Raw genomic sequence first — 21,274 nt, 5'->3', positions numbered from 1 at the left:
CGCGCCGCACCCGGCGCGTCAGGACTCGTCGCGCACCACGTAGAGCGGCTTGGCCTTGACCTCGTCGAGGATGCGCCAGAGGTACTCGCCCATCATCCCGAGCATCAGCATGATCATGCCGCCGATCAACAGCACGGCGACCATGATCGGCGCCCAGCCGGAGAACGGCACGTCGCCGAAGGTCCACGCCACGACGATCGCGATCGCGTACAGCACGCCCAGCAGCGCGACCGCCGCGCCGCACGCCGACATCAGGCGGATCGGAAGGTAGGAGCCATCGAGGACGAAATCGTAGAACAGCTTGAGCTTCTTGCTGAAGGTGTACTGCGATTTGCCGATCGTGCGCGCACGGCGGACGTAGGGCAGGAACGTCGTCGGCAGTCCCGCCCACACGACGTCGCCCTGGAAGAACCGGTTGCGGCCCTTGAGGCTCAGGAACAGCGTCAGCGCCTTGCGGCTCATCAGCACGAAGTCGAACCCGCCGGCCGGGATGTTGGCGTTGCCCGCGCGCACCGCGCCGTAGGCGAGCCTGGAGAACAGGCGCGCGCCGAACGAATCCTCGCGCGCTTCGCGATGGCCGATGACTACGTCCGAACCGGCCTGCCACGCCTGCACCATTTCGACAGTCAGTTCGACCGGATCCTGCAGGTCGGCGGACATGTTGATCACCGCGTCGCCGCGCGCATGGTCGTAGCCGGCGATGATCGCCGCGAGCTGGCCGAAGTTGCGGCTGAAGTCGATGGTGCGCACGCGCGGGTCGGCGGCAGCGGCCTCGCGCATCTCCGCCAGCGAGCCGTCGCGCGAGCCGTCGTTGACCAACAGGATCTCGTAGTCGTGGCCGGCGAGCGCACCGCCGTCGAACAACGCATGGATCGCATCGCAGCTCAGGCGGATGGACCCTGCGTTGTTGTAGACGGGCAGGACGTAGGAAATGGTGCTCATGCTGTCGCTCCGGCGAGTGCGATCGCGCTGGACAACGCGCGGGCGATCGCCACCACCTCGCTCTCTTCCAGGCCGATGTAGAACGGCAGGCCGAGCAGGCGTTCGCCCAGGTCTTCGGCGGCGGCGATCGATCCTGCGACCGGCACGTCGACCAGCGCGGGATGACGGTTGAGGCTCGGCGAATACCAGCGGCGCGTTTCGATGCCGTCCGCCTCGAGCGCGGCGCGGATCGCGTCCATGTCCACGCCACGCGGCAACGCCGCGACCATCAGCGGGTACACGCCGTCGGCCGACTTGTCCTGCAGCGTCACCTCCGGGCAGTGCGTCGCGAGCACGGCGAGGTATTGCGCGTGCAGGTCGCGCCGCGCGCGCTGGGTTTCATCCCAGGCATCGAACGATGCCAGGCCGATGGCGCAGTGGTATTCGCTCATCTTGCCGTTGGTGCCGACTTCGCGGAGCTGGCCGATCCGCGTGTCGATGCCGAAGTTGGCGAGGCGACGAATGGCCTCGATGCGTTCCGGCGATGCGGACACCACCGCGCCGCCTTCCGCCGCGGCGAAGGACTTGGTCGCATGGAAGCTGTACACCACGTCGGTGTTGCGGCCCGCGTGCTGGTTGCCGAAGGCGCCGGCGGCATCGATGACCACCGGGATGCCCAGGCGTTCGGACAGCGCATCCCATTCCGCCGCGTCGTGCGCGAACCCGAAGGTCGACACGGTCAGGATCGCGTCGACGCGGCCATGGCTGCAGGCGGCTTCGGCAATCGCCGGCGTCAGCACCCAACGGCGCGGATCCACGTCGCCGAGCACCGGGACCATGCCCACGCGCAACACGGCGGTCGCGGTGGCGACGAAGGTGATCGCGGGGATCAGCACGCGCGCACCGGGTTGCAGGCCGAGTGCCTGCAGCGCCAGCTCCAGGCCCACGGTGCAGTTCGACACGGTAGTGACGTGCCGCGCATCGAACCCCGGGCCGCATTCCACGGCCAGGCGCTCTTCGAAGGCGCGGCTCAGCGGACCGAAGTTGGTGTACCACCGGTTCGCGTCGATCTGGCGGAGGTAGGGAACGATGTTGTCGGCCCGCGGCACGTGCGGGACAAGTAACGGAATGCGCTTCATGTGCGACTCGCGAAGGAAAAGTGTTTGTGCACCAAGTAGGTGGCACAGGTGATGAGGACGATCGAGATGGCCTGCGCCACCAGCAACTCGCCCGTGGCGCGCGACAGCAGCGGCAGCAGGACGAGGTTGGCGGCGAACAGGATCGTGTTGGCGAAGGCGAACCGCGGGAACTGCGCGTACCACCGGCCCACGTGGCGGAAGACGATCAGGCGTTGCGTCAGGTAGGAATGGGGCAGGGCCAGGCAGTAACTCGCGAACAGCGTCCCGATCGCGCCGAGGCGCGCGCCGGCCAGTGCGTGCACGAGCACGAATGCCAGGTAGCCGATGGCGGTGTTCCAGCCACCGACGAGGAGGAAGCGGACCCGCTGGTCGTGCAGCAGCGCGCGCAGCGGATGCTTGGGGCGGCTCGTCGCGCTCACGGCTTCTGCAGCGCTCGCGCGGGATTGCCCGCATACACGCCGGCTGCCGGAAGGTCGCGCACGACCACCGCGCCCATGCCCACCGTTGCACCGGACGCGATGTTGATCCCCTCGCGCACGCAGGCATTGGTGCCGAGGTAGGCCGCTTCGCCCAGCACGCACTTGCCGCTGATGTTCACGGCCGGGCCGGTGGTGACGAAGCGTTCGAGGCGGCAGTCGTGGCCCACGGTCGTGGCCAGGTTCAACTGCGCGTGGCCGGCGAGCACGATGTCGCAGGTGAGGATCGACCCGGCGCAGATGACGCTCCCGGCGCCGATTTCCACCCGGCGTCCCATCCGCACGTTGGGATGCACGAACGTCGGATAGTGCGTGTCGGCAGGCAGCTGCGCGACCAGGTCGCGCCGCGCCGCCGGGTTGCCGATGCCGATGACGACGTGCGCATCGTGCGGCAGGCGCGAAATCGGCAGCACCGGAATGTCGGCGACGTCGCGCGCGCGCCAGATGTCATCGCTCTCGCAGAACATGGCGACGCGCCCGGCCAGGCCGAGCTCTTCGAGGAGCCAGAGCACTTCCCGGGCGAATCCGCCGGCACCGGCGATCGCGATGGGCTTGGCGCTTGCGGTCATAGGGCGGACTCGAGTTCCGGCAGCAGCTTGAACAGGTCGCCGACCAGGCCGATGTCCGCGATCTCGAAGATCGGCGCTTCCGCGTCCTTGTTGATCGCCACGATCGTGCCCGCATCCTTGATGCCGGTGAGATGCTGGATCGCGCCGCTGATGCCGATCGCGATGTACAGCTCCGGCGAGATGATCTTGCCCGTCTGGCCGACCTGCAGTTCGTTCGGCACGTAACCGGCATCCACCGCGGCGCGCGATGCGCCGACGGCCGCGCCCAGCTTGTCGGCCAGGTCGTACACGATCTTGAAGTTCTCGGCCGAACCGACACCGCGCCCACCGGACACGACGCGCCTGGCGCTCTGCAGGTCCGGGCGATCCGACTTGCCCGCGGCCAGTTCGACGAAGCGCGTGTGCGTCGGCAACGTCGCATCGACCGTCGCGGATTCAACGGCGGCACTGCCGCCGCGCGCCGCTTCCGGCCACGACGCGGTGCGCACCGTCGCGACGACGGGCTTGCCCGCCGGCGTTTCGACCGTGACGATCGCATTGCCCGCATAGATCGGGCGCTTGAACGTCGTCGGGCCTTCCACCGACATCACGTCCGACACCTGCGAGACGTGCAGCAGCGCGGCGACGCACGGCATCAGGTCCTTGCCGAACGTGGTGCTCGGGCCGAACACGTGCGTGTATCCCTCGGCCAGCTTGGCGATCTGCGGCGCGAGCACCTGCGCGATCGCGTGTTCGTTCGCGGCGTTGGCCACCGCGATCACGCGCGACACGCCGTCGATCTGCGCGGCTTCGGCGGCGACGCCGGCCGGATCCGATGCGAGCACGACCACGTCGATCGCGTCGGCGTTGACGGCCTTCGCGGCCGACACGCACTTCGCCGTCGCGGCGTTGAGCTTCCCGCCGAGATGTTCGGCAACGATGAGTACCTTGGCCATCAGAGCAACCCCTTCGCTTTCAGTGCGGCGACCAGTTCGGCCGCGTCCTTCACCATCACGCCCTTGCTGCGCTTGGCAGGCGGCGCGTAGTGCGTGGTCTTCATCGCATCGCCGGTGTCCACGCCGAGGTCGGCGAACGGGATCGACTCCATCGGCTTGCTCTTCGCCTTCATGATGTCCGGCAGCTTGATGAAGCGCGGTTCGTTGAGGCGCAGGTCGGTGGTGACGACGGCGGGCAGGTCGACTTCCAGCGTTTCCAGGCCGGCGTCGACTTCACGCGTCACCTTCGCCTTGCCGGCTTCCACGTCCAGCTTCGAGGCGAACGTGGCCTGCGGGCGGCCCCACAACGTCGCGAGCATCTGGCCCGTCTGGTTGGCGTCGTCGTCGATGGCCTGCTTGCCGAGGATCACCAGGTCCGGCTGTTCCTTCTCGACCAGCTTGAGCAGCGTGCGCGCGGCGACGATCGGATCGACCGGGCCATCCACGACCACGTGGATCGCGCGGTTGGCGCCCATCGCCAGGCCGTTGCGCAGGTGGGCCTGGGCGTCGGCGGGGGCGATGGTGGCGACGATCACTTCCGTCGCGATGCCCTTGTCGCGCAGGCGCAGCGCTTCTTCCAGCGCGATTTCGTCGAAGGGGTTGGCCGACAGCTTCACGCCATCGGTGACCACGCCGGAACCATCCGGCTTGACCTGGATGCGGACGTTGTAGTCCACCACGCGCTTGTAGCCGACGAGGATCTTCATCGTTCGGGGAATCCTGGGGGCAGGGGAGGCCCATGGAGCGGGCCGTGGGCCGGCAATTCTAACGGACCGGGGGCCCCGCACCGTCGAGGCAGGGTGCGATGCAGTACCCTTCACGCCTCGTTTTTCGAAGGAAAGGGGCGGGAATGCTGCATCCGGTGATCCTCAGCGGCGGCAGCGGTTCGCGCCTGTGGCCGCTGTCGCGGCAGAACCAGCCCAAGCAGTTCCTCTCGCTCATCGGCGAACGCTCGCTGTACCAGGAGACCCTGCGCCGCGCGGCCGCCCTGCCGGGCGCGCAGCCGCCGGTCACCGTCTGCAGCGAAGAACACCGCTTCATGGTGGGCGAGCAGCTGCAGGGCGTGGGGCTGGCCAACGGCGGGATCCTGCTCGAACCGGTCGCTCGCAACACCGCGCCGGCCATCGCGATCGCGGCCCTGCACCTGGCGGCCCGCGATCCGGACGCCGTGATGGTGGTGCTGCCCGCCGACCACCTCATCGAGGACGAAGCGGCCTTCCGCGCGGCCATCGTGCACGCGATCGGCCTGGCCGAAGCCGGTTGGCTGGTCACCTTCGGCATCGAGCCCGACGCGCCGGAAACAGGCTACGGCTACATCGCGCGCGGCGCGCCGCTGGGCGAGGACGGCTTCAAGGTGCAGCGCTTCGTCGAGAAGCCGGACCTGGCCACCGCGCAGCAATACCTCGCCGATGGCGGGTATTCGTGGAATTCCGGCATGTTCGTGTTTTCCGCGCAGCGTTACCTCGACGAACTGCTGGCCTACGCGCCGGCGATGTTCGCCGCCGCCACGGCCGCGTGCGAACGCGCGAAGCGCGACCTCGACTTCATCCGCGTCGACAAGGACGCCTTCGCGTCCAGCCCCAGCGATTCGATCGACTACGCGGTGATGGAAAAGACCGACCGCGCCGCCGTGGTGCCCGTGAGCTGCGGCTGGAGCGACATCGGCTCGTGGTCGTCGCTGTGGGCGGCCTCGCCGCGCGATGCGGACGGCAATCGCCACGAAGGCGACGTCATTTCCATCGACACGCGCGACAGCCTGGTGCGCGCGTCCGATCGTCGCCTGGTCGCGACGATCGGCGTCGACGGCCTCGTCATCGTCGACACGCCCGATGCCACGTTGATCGCGCGCAAGGATCGCGTGCAGGACGTCAAGGCGATCGTCGACCGGCTGAAGGCCGCCGGCCGCCAGGAACACCTGTTCCACCGCAAGGTGTACCGCCCGTGGGGCAGCTACGACTCGGTGGACGCGGGCCCGCGGTTCCAGGTGAAGCGCCTCGTGCTCAAGCCCGGCGCGGTGCTGAGCCTGCAGAAGCACCACAAGCGCGCCGAACACTGGGTGGTGGTGTCGGGCACGGCGGAAGTGACGTGCGACGATCGCGTGTTCGACCTGCACGAGAACCAGAGCACCTACATCCCGCTGGGCAGCGTGCATCGCCTGCGCAACAGGACGGCCGAGCCCGTGGAACTGATCGAAGTGCAATCGGGCAGCTACCTCGGCGAGGACGACATCGTCCGCCTCGAGGACGTGTACGGGCGCGAGTAGGCGCCTACGACTTTCGTACGGTGCGCGTGCAATGCGCGCCGGATAACATTTCGCACTTGCAGCACGCTGCATCGAACCAGGGAGACACGCGCATGGCGCAATCGAAGCTCTACAAGGACGCCAGGACGGCGCTCGATGGCCTCGTCGCCGACGGGCAGACGCTCGCGGTCGGGGGCTTCGGCCTGTGCGGCATCCCGGAGGCGCTGATCGAAGCGCTGCGGGATTCCGGCGCGAAATCGCTGACGGTGATTTCCAACAACGCCGGCGTCGACGGCTTCGGCCTCGGCCTGCTGCTCGGCACGCGCCAGATCCGCAAGATGATTTCGTCGTACGTGGGCGAGAACAAGGAATTCGAACGCCAGTACCTCTCCGGCGAACTCGAACTCGAATTCAACCCGCAGGGCACGCTCGCCGAACGCCTGCGCGCCGGCGGCGCAGGCATCCCCGCGTTCTTCACGCGCACCGGCTACGGCACGATCGTCGCGGACGGCAAGGAAACGCGCGAGTTCGACGGCCACCACTACGTGATGGAAACCGCGCTGAAGGCCGACGTCTCGCTGGTCAAGGCATGGAAGGCCGACAAGGCCGGCAACCTCGTGTTCCGCAAGACCGCACGCAACTTCAATCCTGCGTGCGCGATGGCGGGCAAGACGTGCGTGGCGGAAGTGGAGCAGCTGGTGGAAGTCGGGGACATCGATCCGGACCACGTGCACCTGCCCGGCATCTACGTCGACCGCATCGTCGTGAACGCGACGCCCGAAAAACGCATCGAACAGCGCACCGTGCGCCAGGGAGCCGTGTAATGGCCTGGACCCGCGACGAAATGGCGCAACGCGCCGCACAGGAACTCAGCGACGGCGCCTACGTGAACCTCGGCATCGGCCTGCCGACGCTGGTGGCCAACTACATTCCCGACGGCATGGACGTGTGGTTGCAGTCGGAGAACGGCCTGCTCGGCATCGGCCCGTTCCCGGCGGAAAACGAAGTCGACGCCGACCTGATCAACGCCGGCAAGCAGACGGTCACCGCGCGCAAGGGCGCCAGCTATTTCGGCAGCCACGATTCGTTCGCGATGATTCGCGGCGGCCACATCGACCTGGCGATCCTCGGCGCGATGCAGGTCACCGACCAGGGCGACCTGGCCAACTGGATGGTGCCCGGCAAGATGGTGAAGGGCATGGGCGGCGCGATGGACCTCGTCGCCGGCGTCAAGCGCGTGGTCGTGCTGATGGAGCACACCGCCAAGGGCGGCGAACACAAGCTGCTCCCGCAATGCACGTTGCCGCTGACGGGCGTGGGCGTGGTGAACCGCGTGATCACCGACCTCGCCGTCATGGACGTCACGCCGGACGGCCTGCACCTGGTGGAACTCGCGCCGGGCGTCTCGCGCGAAGAACTCGCGGAAAAAACCGGCGTGCCGGTGAAGTGATGCGGCATCGGCGCGCGGCCTCCCGCGCGCCCGGTCCTTGAACCTTGTGGCGTGTCCTTGGCATCTTCACGCGGTCCGGTGGAGACTCGCCGGCAACACCGGCCCCAGGGGGCGGAAGGTCACTCCGATCCGTGACTGCCCGCCGGGACGGTCCAGCGTCCGACGTGGATAATCCCGCGTCGGGGGTACGCCACCGATCATCTTTTCCACGGGACCTTGCATGCGCCACATCCTGCTAGCCGCCGCGATCCTCGCCGCGGGTGCCTGTTCGAACCAATCCACGTCGCCCCCGGCTTCGCACGCACGGGCGGCCACGCCGCCTGCCGCGTCGATGGGGTCGATCGCGCGCGGGCAACTGCCTGCCGCCCATGCCCGCGGCATCGCCTCGCTGCCCGACCGCGGCACGCTGGTCGCGTATCCCAAGGCCACGCCGATCCACGACACCGCCTACACCTGGCGTCCCGTGTCGATCAGCGAAGACCATGCCATCGCCGCCATCGCCAAGGGCGAACTCGAACTCACCGCGCCCGACGGCAGCCCGATCCGCCTGCGCTATTCGCGCCATGTCGAACACGCCGATGGCAACTGGACCTGGATCGGCAGCCCCGCCGGCGCCACGCCGGGCAACGAAGCCATCATCACGTTCGGCCCGACCGCGGTGTTCGGCACCATTCCCACCCGGTCCGGCGACACGCTGCGCCTCACCACCATCCGCGGCCGCACGTGGATGCTGGAAACCGACGGCGCGATGGAAGCCCGCCTGGGCATGACCGGCGCGGATCCGTCGGGCCGCTCCGACGTGCGCTTGCCGCCCCGCATGGCCGGCGCGCGCGCCGATGCCGCGGACATGGCCATGATCCGCCAGGCGCGCACCGCGTCGGCGGTGTCCGGCCCCCTGGCCACGGCCAACGCCACCACCGCCAACGCGTCCGCGTCGACCACGGTCGACCTGCTGGTCGGCTACACGCCGCAGTTCGCTTCGCGCTTCGGCGGCACGGCGGGTGCGAACACGCGCATCACCTTCCTCGTCGACGTCGCCAACCAGGCGTACGGGGCGAGCCAGGTCGATGCCGCGTTGCGCCTGGCCGGCACGCTGCAGGTCGACTACACCGAAGCCAATTCCAATTCCGACGCGCTGTACGACGTGACGGGCGTGGCATGCACCGAACAGAGCAACGGCTCGCTCAACTGCGACGACAAGCCCGTGCCCGCCGCGCTGGCGCCGCTCGTGGCCATGCGCGAAGCCGTGGGCGCCGACGTCGTCTCCCTCGTCCGCAACTACAGCAGCACCGCGCAGCAGGGCTGCGGCATCGCCTGGCTGGCGGGCGCGGGCCAGGCCGGCATCACCGCGACCAACGATGCGCCGTACGGCTATTCGGTGGTCAGCGATTCGAATGGCGATTCGGGCGGTGCGTTCCCGAGCAACGGCACGGTGTGCCGCGATGAAGCGCTGGCGCACGAGCTCGGCCACAACATGGGCCTGCAGCACGATCGTGAAACCGCTTCGGACACCGATGGCGTGCTGCAGCCCGAGGAATACGGCGTGCTGCCGTATTCGTTCGGCTATCGCGGCGGTTCGGCCTCCGTGTACACCGTGATGGCGTACGGCACGACGGGCCTGCACAAGGTGCGCGTGTTCTCCAACCCGAACATCCTGTGCACGTGGTCGGGCGGCCCGGCGGCGGCCCCCTGCGGCCTCGCCGACCAGGCGGACAACGCGCGCGCGCTGCGCCAGACGATCCCGGTCGTCGCCGCGTTCCGCCAGGCGCACACCTCGCACCGCAACGACTACGACGGCGACGGCATGGCCGACCTGTTGTGGCACAACGTCGCGACCGGGCAGAACACGATCTGGGGAATGATCGGCCTCGATCGCATCTGGGCGGCGCAGGTCTATCGCGAAGCGAACACCGCGTGGGACGTGGTGGCCTCGGGCGACTTCAACGGCGATGCGCATGCCGACGTCCTGTGGCGCAACCAGGTCACGGGCGAGGACTACGTGCAGCTCATGAACGGCACGCAGGTCCTTGCGGGTTCGGGCATGACCGCGCGCGTTTCCGAGCCGGAATGGAAGCTCGTGGCGCGCGGCGACTTCGACGGCGACGGCAAGACCGACCTGTACTGGCGCAACACATCCAACGGCCTGACCGCGGTGTGGTTCATGGATGGCGCGACGTTGCGCAACATGTCCTACGTCCACCGCGAAACCGACCAGGCCTGGACCGTCGTGGACACCGGCGATTTCAATGGCGACGGCTACGACGACGTGCTGTGGCGCAACACGAACACGGGCGAGAACTTCGTCCAGTTCATGCAGGTCACCACGGTGCTGCCGGGATCGCGCGCCACCACGACGGTGAACGACTTCAACTGGAAGATCGTCGCGGTCAACGACTTCGACGGCGATGGCAAGGACGACATCTACTGGCGCAATTCCGTCACCGGCGTGAACGTGCTCTGGAAGATGGATGGCGCCACGCCGACGATGCAGACGTCGTACACCGAGCGCGACGCCAACTGGACGATCGTCAACAGCGGCGACTACAACGGCGACAACCGCGCCGACCTCGTCTGGCGCAACGTCGCGACGGGCCAGGTCTACATGCAACTGATGTCGGGCGCGACGGTCCTTGCGGGCCGCGAACTCGAGCGCGTCGCCGACCTCAACTGGAAAATCGCGGGCCGCTGACGCGCCCGCCCACCCGCCGGACGGACGCGCCGGGACGACCACCGGTCGTGGAAATGCGTGATGACCCTCAGCGTCATCACGCTTTCGCGATGCCGGCTGTAAGGAAATGGATGAGCCCCCGGTTCCGAGGGCCTTCGAAACCTTACACACAGGGGTGGTGTTATGCGCGTGTCTCTTCTCGCGGCGTCTCTGCTCGCCGGCCTCGCGGTCGGCTGCACGGCAGAACGCGCTGCTTCTCCCACTACCAAGATCGGGCAAGCCGGTACGGCCAGCCCGCATGCCCGGGTCGCCTCGGCGATCGGCGGCCATTCGTCGGTCGCGACCTATCCCGACCGCGGCACGCTCTTCGGCTATGACGCCTCCCGGCCGGCGATCCACAAGGCCACGGGCACGTGGTATCCCGTCCAGGTCAGCGAGGCGCACGCCTTGCAGGCGATCGTCGACGGCGGCATGACGATCCAGGGCCCCAACGGTGCGCCGATCCGCCTGGCCTACCAGCGCCATGTCGAGCATGCCGACGGCAACTGGACGTTCATCGGTCGTCCCGAGGGCGCTGCCCCCGGCAACGATGCGGTGATCACGTTCGGACCCAAGGCCGTGTTCGGCACGCTGCCGAACGGCAAGGGCGCGCCGCTCGAGCTGACGATGTCGGCGGGCCACACGTACCTCGTCGACACCGACGAGACGAAGCTCTCCACCGCGCAGCCGTCGGCCGACGACGTCATCGTGCAGAACCAGATCGCGCAGGCCGCGCAGGCCGTTTCCAGCCAGCGTGCCGCCGGGATGAGTGCCGAGCAGATCACCGCCAACGGCACGACCGTCGACGTGCTCATCGGCTACACCAATGGCTTCGCCGCCCGCTACGGTGGCCAGTCGCAGGCCAACACGCGCCTGCAGAACATGGTGGACATCGCCAACCTCGCGTATTCCGACAGCCAGGTCGACGGCCAGATCCGCGTGGTCCACACGATGCAGGTGACCTACCCGGATGCCACGTCCAACCGTGACGCGCTGTTCGAACTGACCGGCCAGCAGTGCACGTCCGCCCCGGGCGGCCAGTTGCCGGACGGTGGCGTGAACTGCAACTTCGTCGGGCAGCCGGCGTCGCTCGAATCGCTGATCTCGGCGCGCGACCAGTACGGCGCCGACCTCGTCACCCTCGTGCGCACGTTCCAGTTCCCGGAAAACGGCAGCTGCGGCCTGGGCTGGTTGATCGGCAACTCGCAGACGCCGTTCGGCGCCGACAGCGCGAACCTCGGCTTCAGCGTCGTCAGCGATTCGGAAGGCACTGTGTACACGGATGAAGGCAACAACTGCCGTTCCGAAACGCTTGCCCACGAACTCGGCCACAACATGGGCCTGCAGCACGACCGCGAATCGGCGGCGGGCAACGACGACACGAACAACGACCAGAACCTGCTGGATCCGGAAGAATTCGGCCGCTTCCCGTATTCGTTCGGCTACAGCACGGATTCCACGCACGGCAACTTCTACACCGTGATGGCGGTGCGTCGTACGGGCCAGACCGGCTACCGCGTGTTCTCCAACCCGAACATCACCTTCTGCGGCGGCCTGCCGTGCGGCGTGGCCGACGTGGCCGACGATGCGCGCGCGCTGCGCCTGACCATGCCGATCGTGGCGACGTTCCGGGCGACGGTCGCCGCGGCACGTGCGCGCGACGACTTCGACGGTGACGGCAAGTCGGACATCTACTGGCGCAACACCGCCAACGGCTTCAATGCGCTGTGGCAGATGAACGGCACGACGATGATGGCGAGCACGTACGTGCACCGCGAGACGGACCAGAACTGGCAGGTGGTCGGTTCGGGCGACTTCAACGGCGATGGCCACGCGGACATCCTGTGGCGCAACCGCGTCACCGGCGAAAACTGGCTGCACGTGATGAACGGCACGCAGATCGTCCTGGCCCTGTCCGGCCCGCTGACCACGGTGGGCGACCTCAACTGGCGCATCGTGGCGCGCGGCGATTTCGACGGCGACGGCAAGGCCGACATCTACTGGCGCAACGCGGTGACGGGCCAGAACGCCCTGTGGCTGATGGACGGGCGCACCGTGCGTTCGATCAACTACCCCTACCGCGAAGCCGACCTGAACTGGACGATCGTGGCCGCGGGCGACTTCAACGCCGACGGCAAGGCCGACCTGTTCTGGCGCAACACCGCGACCGGCCAGAACTACCTGCAGTTCATGAACGGCGTGACCGTCATGCAGACCTCGCAGCCCACCACGACCGTCAACGACTTCAACTGGAAGATCGCGGCCATCGACGACTTCAACGGCGACGGCAAGGCGGACGTGTACTGGCGCAACTCGGTCTCGGGCGCCAACGTGCTGTGGACGATGAACGACGCGACGCCGAGCATGCAGACCGTGTACGTCGAGAGCGACCCGCATTGGCGCGTGGTCGACAGCGGCGACTACAACGGCGACGGCAATGCCGACGTCGTGTGGCGCAACAACACCACCGGCGAGAACTACATGCAGCTGATGTCCGGCGCCACCGTGCTCTCGGGTCAGGCCCTGCCCCGCGTGCAGGAACTGGAGTGGACGATCACCGGCGGCGTGCAGTAAGCGTCGAGGGTTGAAGCACCGGGGTGCCGCGCGCAAGCGCGGCACCCTTTTTCTTGCCTGCTTCCCTCGCTAGAGGTTCTGGTAGTTCGGCCCCGAGCCGCCTTCCGGCGTGACCCACGTGATGATCTCGTACGGGTCCTTGATGTCGCAGGTCTTGCAGTGCACGCAGTTCGCGCTGTTGATCTGCAGGCGCTTGCCGGAATTCGCCGGCCCATCCGGGTCGTCGACGATTTCATAGACGCCCGCCGGGCAGAAGCGCGTGCACGGGTTGCCGTATTCGGTCGCGCAGCGCGTCACGCACACGGTGGTGTCGTGCACGACCAGGTGGACGGGCTGGTCTTCGTCGTGTTCGGTGGCGGCGAAGTACACGCCGGCCAGGCGATCGCGCGGGGCGAGGTCGCGCGCCACGTACTCCTGTTCGACGGCGGCGCGCTTGTCCGCTTCGTGCGCACCGACCTTGTCGATCGAGCTCCAGTCCGCCTTGTTCTTCAGCGTCCACGGCGACAGGCCGCCGGTCAGCGTTTCCCATGCGGCGTTGAGCAATCCGAACCACAAGCCTTTCTTGAAGCCCGGCTTGATGTTGCGCACCTTGCGCAGTTCATCGCCGACCACGGACGCGCGCAGCTTTGCGTCGAAGCCGTCGGGCGAGAGTTGCGACGCCGCCAGGTGTTCGGCCGCGAGCATCGCCGAGCGCATCGCCTGGTGCGTGCCCTTGATCTTCGGCACGTTGAGCAGGCCCGCGGTGTCGCCGATCAGCAACGCGCCGGGCATGTCGCACTTCGGCAGCGATTGCCAGCCGCCCGTGACGATCGCGCGCGCGCCGGCCGAGACGATCGTGCCGCCTTCGAGCAACGCCTTCACCGACGGATGGTTCTTCCATTGCTGGAAGGCTTCCCACGGCTTGTACTGCGGATCCTTGTAATCCAGGCCGCTGATGTAGCCGAGCGCGATGCGGCCCTTGTCGAGGTGGTACAGGAAGCTGCCGCCGTAGATCTTGCTGTCGGCCGGCCAGCCGAGCGAATGCACGATCTTGCCGGGCGACACGCGTTCCTCCGGCACCTGCCACAGTTCCTTGATGCCGATCGAATAGCCCTGCGGATCGGCATCGCGCGCGAGGTCGAAGCGCTTGATCAACCGCTTGGTGAGATGGCCGCGCGCGCCTTCGGCGAGCACGGTGACCTTCGCGCGGATGTCGATGCCCTGCGTGAACCCCGGCTTGTGCGCGCCGTCCTTCGCCACGCCCATGTCGCCGATGCGCACGCCGGCCACGCGGCCGTCGTCGTCGTGCAACGTTTCGGCGGCGGCGAAGCCCGGATAGATTTCGACGCCCAACGCTTCGGCCTGCGGCGCCAGCCACGCGCACAACGCGCCGAGGCTGACGATGAAGTTGCCGTGGTTGTGCATCTGCGGCGGGACCATCGGCGCCTTGATGGAACCCGTCTTCGTGAGAAAGAGGAATTCGTCTTCGGCGGCCGGGATGCAGATCGGCGGCGGGTTGTCGCGCCAGCCGGGGAGCAGCTCGTCGAGCGGGCCCGGTTCGATCACCGCGCCCGACAGGATGTGCGCGCCGATGGTGGAGGCCTTCTCGATCACGCACACCGAGAGGTTCGGATCGAGCTGCTTGAGGCGGATCGCGAAGGCCAGGCCCGCGGGGCCCGCGCCGACGGTGACGACGTCGTACTCCATCACGTCGCGTTCGATGTCAGACATGCCGGCCTCCATTGGATCGCGGGATTTTACCCGTGCTAGCGTCCGGCGCATGGGAATGCAGGCCATCGAGCTTCCGGGCGCGGACCTGGCGTTCGACCCGGACTGGTTGCCGGGCGACGCGGCCACGGACCTGTTCACGCGCCTGCGGCACGGGATCCCGTGGGAATCGCACCGCATCCGCGTGTACGGCCGCGAGTTCGACCCGCCGCGGCTGAGTTGCTGGATCGGCGATCCCGACGCGCGCTATCGCTATTCGGGCCGCTGGTTCGAACCGCGGCCGTGGATGCCGGACCTGGCCGCGTTGCGCGACCGCCTGGCCGCCGAACTCGACGTGCCGTTCAACAGCGTGCTCGCCAACCTCTATCGCACGGGCCGCGATGCCATGGGCTTCCATCGCGATTCGGAACCCGAACTCGGCGATGCGCCGGTGATCGCGTCGATCAGCCTCGGCGCGGAACGGCGCTTCCGCCTGCGGCCGTACGCGAAGCACGCCGTCGCCGGCGCGCATTCGCTGTCGATCGATTTGCCGCACGGCAGCCTGCTGGTGATGCGGGGCACGACGCAGCGGCATTACCAGCATGCGTTGCCGAAGACGGGGCGCGCGGTGGGCGAGCGGATCAACCTGACGTTCCGCCGGATCGATCACTCCTCCGGCAACAACTCCAGCGCCATCACCAACGCATCCTCGCGACCGTCGCGCGCCGGGTAGTAGCGCGGGCGGCGGCCGATCTCGTTGAAGCCTTCGTCGTGGTACAGCGCGATCGCCGGGCCGTTGGACGGGCGCACTTCGAGGAACACGCGATGCGCGCCGCGGCCGCGCGCGAGTTGCATCAGCGCGCGCAGCAAGCGGCGGCCGTGGCCGCGGCCCTGCACTTCGGGCGCGGTGCAGAGGTTCAGCACGTGTGCTTCGTCGGCGGCGACGCTGAGCACCGCGTAGCCGATGATCGCGCCGTCCTCCACCAGCACCCACGCCGGATGGTTGGCGAGCAGGCAATCGCGGAACACGCCCTGCGTCCACGGGAACGCATACGCGCGCTGTTCGATCGCGATGACCGTGGGCAGGTCGGCCTCGCGCATCGGGCGCAGGCTGGGCGCGGGCGCCCGATCGACGGTGACGGCGCTCATCCGCGCGATGCCTTGCGCAGTGCGCGCAATGTGGGCCAGAGCGCGCGCTTGGCAGCCGGGGTGTGCAGGTGTTCGATCGGCGGCAGCGCCGGCAGTTGCGCGACGCGCGACTTCGCCGCGTGGGCGAGGGCGCGCAGCAACGGCGGCGCACCGGCATCGGCGGCGTCCGCCGCTTGCGCGGCGAGCGCATCGCGATCCTGCGCCGCATACACGACGTGCCCGAGCGCCTCGAGCATCTCGCGCTGGAACGGATCCCACGGCAGCCGGGCGTCGCTCATGCGGGCTCGGGCGCGATGCGCCGGCGCCGGATCCACAACACCGGCCCGGACAGTGCATACAAGGTGGTCGCGGCCAGCAGCACGCGCGGCGGATCGATCCACAACGCGATCAGCACCGCGACCGCGATGAGCATCGCCACGAACGGCACGCGTTCCGCGCGCGGTCCCTGGCCCGAACCCTTGAAGCTGTTGTAGCGCACGCGACTGACCATCAGCAGGCCCGCCACGATCGTGACACCGGCGGCGGCGTAGCGCATCTCGCTGCCGCTGAAGCCCAGGTCGTCGAAGGTCCACACGAAGCTGGCCATCAGGCCCGCGGCGGCGGGACTGGCCAGGCCGATGAACCAGCGCTTGTCCACCTGGCCGACCTGGCTGTTGAAGCGCGCCAGGCGCAGCGCCGCGCACGCGGCGTAGAGGAACGCGACGAGCCAGCCGATCTTGCCGAACACCGCGCCATCCAGCTTCATCGCCGACAGCGCCCAGTGGTACATCACCAGCGAGGGCGCCATGCCGAAGCTGACGAGGTCCGCCAGCGAGTCGTACTGCACGCCGAACTCGCTCTGCGTGTTGGTCATGCGCGCCACGCGCCCGTCCACGCCGTCGAGGATGGCCGCGATGAAGATGGCCACGCACGCGTGTTCGAACTTCCCCTGCGAGGCGGCGATGATCGCGAAGAACCCCCCGAACAGGCCGCCGGTGGTGAAGAGGTTGGGCAACAGGTAGATGCCGCGGGCCCTGGGGCGCGCCGTTTCGGTCGACTCCATCATGTGACCGAGTTTAGCGCTTGGCGCGCCGCCGCTTGCGCGACCCCGTCGGCGGTGCTGCAATCGCCGCCACCTTCGCCGGAGTGACCCCAATGAACGCCGCAGCCCGCACCGTGCTGGCCACGTGCATCGCCCTGGTGGGCCTTTCGACGATGGCGCCCGCCTCCGCGCAGGCCGTCTACAGCTGGAAGGACGACAAGGGGGTCACCCACTATTCCGACGCGCCGCCCGCCAAGGGCGCGGCGAAGAAGCGCGAACTCCACGCGCCGGCCCCGGCCACCGCGCCCGTCGTGGCCGCGAAGACCGAGGCCAAGGCCGACGGCAAGCTGGACGAGAAGGCCCAGGCCGAAGCCAACGCCACCGCCGCGAAGGCCCAGGCCGAGAAGCTGGCCGCCATCCGCGCCGCCAACTGCAAGACCGCGCAGTCCAACCTCGCGATGCTCCAGCAGACCGCCTCGCCCGTGGGCGTGGACGCCAACGGCGACGGCAAGATCGATTCGGAATACAGCGCCGAGCAGCGCGCCGCGCAGACGCAGTCCATGCAGGCGGCCGTCGCCTCCAACTGCGCGCAGTAAGGCACATGGAACTCCGGCCGGCCTGGATCCTCCTCGGCCTGGCCGGCGTCGCCGCGCTGGCCTGGTACGCCGCGCGCGACCCGTCGGCGGACAGCGGCCCCGCCGCCGAACGCCGCGACGCCGCGATCCGGGCCAACGCCGAAGCGGCCTCCGATGCCGGCGTCCTGTATCGCTGGCGCGACGCCCACGGCGTCCTGCAGATCACCGACACCCCGCCGAAGGGCCGCAAGTACGAGCGCGTCGAACGCGACGCCCCGCCCGCCATCGAGGTCCACGGCGAGCGCGAGTGACCCGCGGCCGGCGGGCCCCGCGCGCAAGGCATGGCAAACTGCGCGCTTTCCGCAAGTCGAAGTCCCCCCGATGCGCCTGTCGCAGTTCCACCTCCGTACCGTCAAGGAAACCCCCGCCGACGCCGAAGTCATCAGCCACCAGCTGATGCTGCGCGCGGGCATGATCCGCAAGCTCGCTTCCGGCCTGTACACGTGGTCGCCGCTCGGCCTGCGCGTGCTGCGCAAGGTGGAAGCGGTGGTGCGCGACGAAATGAATCGCAGCGGCGCGATCGAACTGCTGATGCCGTCGGTGCAGCCGAAGGAACTGTGGGAAGAAACCGGGCGCTGGCAGAAGTTCGGCGGCCAGCTGCTGAAGATCCAGGACCGCAAGGACGCCTGGTACTGCTACGGCCCCACGCACGAAGAAGTGATCACCGACTTCGCGCGCAATGAACTGGCGAGCTACAAGCAGCTGCCGGTCAATTTCTACCAGATCCAGACGAAGTTCCGCGACGAGATCCGCCCGCGCTTCGGCGTGATGCGCGCGCGCGAATTCCTGATGAAGGACGCGTACTCCTTCCACGTCGACGAAGCCTCGCTCGCCGACGAATACCGCAACATGTACGACACCTACGGCCGCATCTTCACCCGCCTCGGGCTGAAGTTCCGCGCGGTGTTCGCCGACACCGGCGCGATCGGCGGCAGCGCGTCGCACGAATTCCACGTGCTCGCCGATTCCGGCGAAGACGCGATCGCGTTCTCCGACGGCTCCGATTACGCCGCCAACGTCGAACTCGCCGAAGCGAAGGCGCCGGGTGCGCGCGCCGCGGCGTCCGAATCCCTGCGCAAGGTGGAGACGCCGACGCAGAAGACGTGCGAAGACGTCGCCGCGTTGCTGGGCATCGGGCTCGATCGCACGGTGAAGTCGGTGGCGCTGATGGGCGACGACGGGTTCGTGCTCGCGCTCGTGCGCGGCGACCACGTCGTCAACGAGATCAAGTTGTCGAAGCTCCCGGGCCTGGCCGAATACCGCCTGGCCACCGAAGCGGAAATCCTCGAGCACCTCGGCAGCGAGCCGGGCTTCCTCGGCCCCGTCGCGCCGCGCAAGGCGATCACCGTCGTCGCCGACCGCACGGTCGCGGCGATGCACGACTTCGTCGTCGGCGCCAACGCCGCCGGCTTCCACATCGCCGGCGTCAACTGGGTCCGCGACCTGCCGGAACCGGCGCACGTCGCCGACATCCGCAACGTCGTCGCCGGCGATCCCTCGCCCGACGGCCACGGCACGCTGGGCCTGGCGCGCGGCATCGAGGTGGGGCACGTGTTCCAGCTCGGCCAGAAGTACGCCGAAGCGATGAAGTGCACCGTGCTCGACATGGGCGGCAAGGCCACCGTCCCGTACATGGGCTGCTACGGCGTGGGCGTCTCGCGCATCGTGGCCGCCGCAATCGAACAGAACCACGACGAGAACGGCATCCGCTGGCCCGAGGCGATGGCGCCGTGGCAGGTCGCGGTGTGCGTGATCAATCCGAAGAACGACGGCGACGTCGCGGCCGCGGCCGAAACGCTGCACCAGGACCTGCTGGCCGCCGGCCTGGACGCGGTGCTCGACGACCGCGGCCTGCGCCCGGGCCAGATGTTCGCGGACATCGAGCTGATCGGCGTGCCGCACCGGGTCGTGGTGTCCGAGCGCGGGCTTGCGGCCGGCACGTTCGAGTATCGTGCGCGCACGGCCTCCGAAGCCGAGTCGCTGGACCGCGCCACGCTGATGGCGCGCCTGGGCGCCTGACACAAAGAATCCCCACCTCGCGGAGATTGCTGCATGTCCATCGACCTCAACGGCTTGTCGGCGAAGGAACTCGACGCGCTCATCGCGCAGGCGAAGAAGCGGCGCACCACGCTGGTCAAGCGCAAGCCGATCGCGCTGGTCCGCCAGAAGCTCACCGCGCTCGCGCGCGCCGAGGGCTACACGGTCGCCGAGTTGTTCGGGGGCGCGGCGCCCGCCGCGAAGAAAACCAGCGCGCCCGCGCAGTCCACGGGCCGCAAGTCGACCAAGGGTTACAAGCTCGGCAAGGTCGCGCCGAAGTACCGCAACCCCGCGGACCCGAGCCAGACGTGGGCCGGGCGCGGGCAGCAGCCGAAGTGGATGTCCTCGCAGATCGCCGGCGGCAAGAAGCTCGACGACTTCCTGATCAAGTGATCAGAGGTTGCGGCGCGCGCTGACCAGCAGGTTGCCGAACAGCAAGCCCGCCACCAGCGCCATCAGCGTGTTGAGCACCGCGATCGCGGCATCGCCGCCGGCGCCGACATCCTGTTGCTGCACCAGGTTCATCAGCCCGCGCAACGCGAGGCTGCCGGGCACCAGCATGATGATGCCGGGCACGCGCACCAGGGCGCCCGGCCGTTCCGCCCAGCGCGCATAGGCATTGCCCGCGGCGGACGTCACCAGCGCGGCGAGGAACACGCCGGCCGTCCCTTCGAACGCCTGGCTGCCGAAGCGCGACACCAGGTACCCGGTCGCCGCCGACAACATCACGATCCAGTAATCGCGGCGCGCGGCGCGGAACAACACTGCGAACGCGAACGCACCCACCACCAGCGCAAGGCCTTCCACCCATTCGGGCTGCGGGCGCGACGCGCGCACTTCCGCCGAGATCCCCGAGAACTGCGCGAGCTTGAACGCGATTGCCGTGCCGATGGCGAGCTTCAGGACCGTCGTCAGCGCACCGGCGAACCGCGCCGTGCCCGACACGAGGTGGCGGCTGGTGAGTTCGTTGACCGCGTTGGTGAGCGCCATACCCGGCAGCAGCACGATGAGCGCGGCGATCACCACCGTGTTGAGGTTCAACGGTGCGATGAGATGCGAGACCGCGATGGCGACGATGCCGGCGATCACGCCCGCGACGGCATCGCTTGCTTCCTGCAGGCGCGGGCGATGGTGCGAGGCGAGTTCGAGCACGCCGATCAGCAGGCCGATCAGGGCCGCGGTCGCGATGTCGAGCCACGGCAGGCGCAGCAGGCCCGCGACCGCGCCCGACGCCAGGCCGAAACCGAGCACCTGCATCGCGCGGCCACGCCAGCCCGCGGGCTTGTGGAGCGCGCGCAGTTGCGCATGGCCTTCGGCGATGCCGACGCGCCCGGCCATCACGTCCTCGGCGATGCGGTCGGCTTCGCACAACTTGTACAGGTCGGTTTCGCCGGGGGCGAGGCGGATGACGCGCGTGGTGTCCAGCAAGCCGGCGGGACCGCGCGGATCGCTGAAGGACAGGATCATGCCGGTGGGGTTGGACCACGGTTCGCAGTCCAGCCCGATGCGTTGCGACACCGCGACGATCGCGCCTTCCAGGCGTTGCGCCGTCGTGCCGTAGGCGTGCAGGTGTTCGGCCACTTCCAGCACGAACGCGATGCGTTCGGCGTAACCGGCGCCCGCGTCCGCGCGATGGCCGCCGGCCGGGGCCTGCGGCTCGGATGGGGGCGAGGGCGCGTTGGCGTGCGTCATGG

At 68.6% G+C, this 21,274-nt stretch carries 21 protein-coding genes; 10 read left to right on the top strand and 11 right to left on the bottom strand.

Annotated elements, in window-relative coordinates:
• Positions 1-18: 18 nt before the first annotated feature.
• From LYSCAS_RS04455 to LYSCAS_RS04430, 6 genes are read right to left on the bottom strand one after another with little or no spacing between them, the layout of a single operon-like run.
• A complete protein-coding gene (locus tag LYSCAS_RS04455; protein WP_213436087.1) occupies positions 19-942 on the bottom strand; it encodes a glycosyltransferase family 2 protein in 924 nt (307 codons plus the stop codon).
• Entirely contained in the window at positions 939-2,060 is a 1,122-nt protein-coding gene (locus LYSCAS_RS04450) for a DegT/DnrJ/EryC1/StrS family aminotransferase (protein ID WP_213436085.1), read from the bottom strand. The genes LYSCAS_RS04455 and LYSCAS_RS04450 overlap by 4 nt, the downstream gene beginning before the upstream one ends.
• Positions 2,057-2,479, bottom strand: coding sequence for a GtrA family protein (locus tag LYSCAS_RS04445; RefSeq protein WP_213436083.1), 423 nt, complete (start codon positions 2,477-2,479; stop codon positions 2,057-2,059). Before LYSCAS_RS04445 ends, LYSCAS_RS04450 begins: the two co-directional genes overlap by 4 nt.
• Positions 2,476-3,105 carry a NeuD/PglB/VioB family sugar acetyltransferase gene (locus LYSCAS_RS04440; protein ID WP_213436081.1) on the bottom strand — a complete coding sequence of 210 codons (630 nt, stop codon included), beginning with the start codon at positions 3,103-3,105 and terminating at the stop codon, positions 2,476-2,478. Before LYSCAS_RS04440 ends, LYSCAS_RS04445 begins: the two co-directional genes overlap by 4 nt.
• Positions 3,102-4,040: an electron transfer flavoprotein subunit alpha/FixB family protein gene (locus LYSCAS_RS04435; protein ID WP_213436073.1), complete on the bottom strand. Its 939-nt coding sequence runs from the start codon at positions 4,038-4,040 to the stop codon at positions 3,102-3,104. The genes LYSCAS_RS04440 and LYSCAS_RS04435 overlap by 4 nt, the downstream gene beginning before the upstream one ends.
• Entirely contained in the window at positions 4,040-4,786 is a 747-nt protein-coding gene (locus LYSCAS_RS04430) for an electron transfer flavoprotein subunit beta/FixA family protein (RefSeq protein ID WP_213436071.1), read from the bottom strand. The genes LYSCAS_RS04435 and LYSCAS_RS04430 overlap by 1 nt, the downstream gene beginning before the upstream one ends.
• Positions 4,787-4,929: 143 nt before the next feature.
• Here LYSCAS_RS04430 and LYSCAS_RS04425 point away from each other — a divergent pair, with 143 nt between their 5' ends.
• The 5 genes from LYSCAS_RS04425 to LYSCAS_RS04405 all read left to right on the top strand — a co-directional run bounded on the left by LYSCAS_RS04425 (position 4,930) and on the right by LYSCAS_RS04405 (position 13,052).
• Positions 4,930-6,342 (top strand): mannose-1-phosphate guanylyltransferase/mannose-6-phosphate isomerase, encoded by a 1,413-nt coding sequence (locus LYSCAS_RS04425; protein ID WP_213436069.1) that lies wholly within the window; start codon positions 4,930-4,932, stop codon positions 6,340-6,342.
• Positions 6,343-6,434: 92 nt separating this feature from the next.
• A complete protein-coding gene (locus tag LYSCAS_RS04420; protein WP_213436067.1) occupies positions 6,435-7,145 on the top strand; it encodes a CoA transferase subunit A in 711 nt (236 codons plus the stop codon).
• Positions 7,145-7,771: a CoA transferase subunit B gene (locus LYSCAS_RS04415; protein ID WP_213436065.1), complete on the top strand. Its 627-nt coding sequence runs from the start codon at positions 7,145-7,147 to the stop codon at positions 7,769-7,771. The genes LYSCAS_RS04420 and LYSCAS_RS04415 overlap by 1 nt, the downstream gene beginning before the upstream one ends.
• Positions 7,772-7,991: 220 nt before the next feature.
• Positions 7,992-10,460 carry an FG-GAP-like repeat-containing protein gene (locus LYSCAS_RS04410; protein ID WP_213436063.1) on the top strand — a complete coding sequence of 823 codons (2,469 nt, stop codon included), beginning with the start codon at positions 7,992-7,994 and terminating at the stop codon, positions 10,458-10,460.
• 162 nt (positions 10,461-10,622) lie between these two features.
• Complete coding sequence (locus tag LYSCAS_RS04405) at positions 10,623-13,052, top strand: FG-GAP-like repeat-containing protein (protein WP_213436061.1); 2,430 nt, start codon at positions 10,623-10,625, stop codon at positions 13,050-13,052.
• Between the two features lie 69 nt (positions 13,053-13,121).
• On the opposite strand, the gene LYSCAS_RS04400 is transcribed toward LYSCAS_RS04405, so the two are convergent.
• Entirely contained in the window at positions 13,122-14,762 is a 1,641-nt protein-coding gene (locus LYSCAS_RS04400) for an electron transfer flavoprotein-ubiquinone oxidoreductase (RefSeq protein ID WP_244858664.1), read from the bottom strand.
• A gap of 49 nt (positions 14,763-14,811) precedes the next feature.
• Here LYSCAS_RS04400 and LYSCAS_RS04395 point away from each other — a divergent pair, with 49 nt between their 5' ends.
• Complete coding sequence (locus LYSCAS_RS04395) at positions 14,812-15,471, top strand: alpha-ketoglutarate-dependent dioxygenase AlkB family protein (RefSeq protein WP_213436057.1); 660 nt, start codon at positions 14,812-14,814, stop codon at positions 15,469-15,471.
• On the opposite strand, the gene rimI is transcribed toward LYSCAS_RS04395, so the two are convergent.
• The 3 genes from rimI to pssA are packed head-to-tail and all read right to left on the bottom strand — an operon-like array spanning position 15,405 to position 16,929.
• Complete coding sequence (gene rimI / locus LYSCAS_RS04390; RefSeq protein WP_213436055.1) at positions 15,405-15,887, bottom strand: ribosomal protein S18-alanine N-acetyltransferase; 483 nt, start codon at positions 15,885-15,887, stop codon at positions 15,405-15,407. The two genes, LYSCAS_RS04395 and rimI, sit on opposite strands and share 67 nt — an antisense overlap.
• Entirely contained in the window at positions 15,884-16,165 is a 282-nt protein-coding gene (locus tag LYSCAS_RS04385) for a hypothetical protein (protein ID WP_213436048.1), read from the bottom strand. The genes rimI and LYSCAS_RS04385 overlap by 4 nt, the downstream gene beginning before the upstream one ends.
• Positions 16,162-16,929: a CDP-diacylglycerol--serine O-phosphatidyltransferase gene (gene pssA / locus LYSCAS_RS04380; RefSeq protein ID WP_213437581.1), complete on the bottom strand. Its 768-nt coding sequence runs from the start codon at positions 16,927-16,929 to the stop codon at positions 16,162-16,164. Before pssA ends, LYSCAS_RS04385 begins: the two co-directional genes overlap by 4 nt.
• A gap of 92 nt (positions 16,930-17,021) precedes the next feature.
• On the opposite strand from pssA, the gene LYSCAS_RS04375 reads away from it, so the two are divergent.
• The 4 genes from LYSCAS_RS04375 to LYSCAS_RS04360 all read left to right on the top strand — a co-directional run bounded on the left by LYSCAS_RS04375 (position 17,022) and on the right by LYSCAS_RS04360 (position 19,973).
• Positions 17,022-17,504: a DUF4124 domain-containing protein gene (locus LYSCAS_RS04375; protein ID WP_213436046.1), complete on the top strand. Its 483-nt coding sequence runs from the start codon at positions 17,022-17,024 to the stop codon at positions 17,502-17,504.
• A gap of 5 nt (positions 17,505-17,509) precedes the next feature.
• Positions 17,510-17,794 (top strand): DUF4124 domain-containing protein, encoded by a 285-nt coding sequence (locus LYSCAS_RS04370; protein WP_213436044.1) that lies wholly within the window; start codon positions 17,510-17,512, stop codon positions 17,792-17,794.
• Positions 17,795-17,864: 70 nt separating this feature from the next.
• On the top strand, positions 17,865-19,562 hold the full coding sequence (locus tag LYSCAS_RS04365) for a proline--tRNA ligase (protein WP_213436042.1): 1,698 nt from the start codon (positions 17,865-17,867) through the stop codon (positions 19,560-19,562).
• Positions 19,563-19,595: 33 nt separating this feature from the next.
• Positions 19,596-19,973: an H-NS histone family protein gene (locus LYSCAS_RS04360; protein WP_213436040.1), complete on the top strand. Its 378-nt coding sequence runs from the start codon at positions 19,596-19,598 to the stop codon at positions 19,971-19,973.
• On the opposite strand, the gene LYSCAS_RS04355 is transcribed toward LYSCAS_RS04360, so the two are convergent.
• Positions 19,974-21,272 (bottom strand): threonine/serine exporter family protein, encoded by a 1,299-nt coding sequence (locus LYSCAS_RS04355; protein WP_213436038.1) that lies wholly within the window; start codon positions 21,270-21,272, stop codon positions 19,974-19,976.
• Between the last annotated feature and the right edge of the window lie 2 nt (positions 21,273-21,274).

Origin of the sequence: Noviluteimonas caseinilytica, from assembly GCF_018406605.1 — a bacterium.
In the GTDB taxonomy this organism is placed as follows: domain Bacteria; phylum Pseudomonadota; class Gammaproteobacteria; order Xanthomonadales; family Xanthomonadaceae; genus Noviluteimonas; species Noviluteimonas caseinilytica.
Note: the sequence above shows the minus strand (reverse complement) of the source record. Positions and strands in the feature narration are given on the sequence as shown.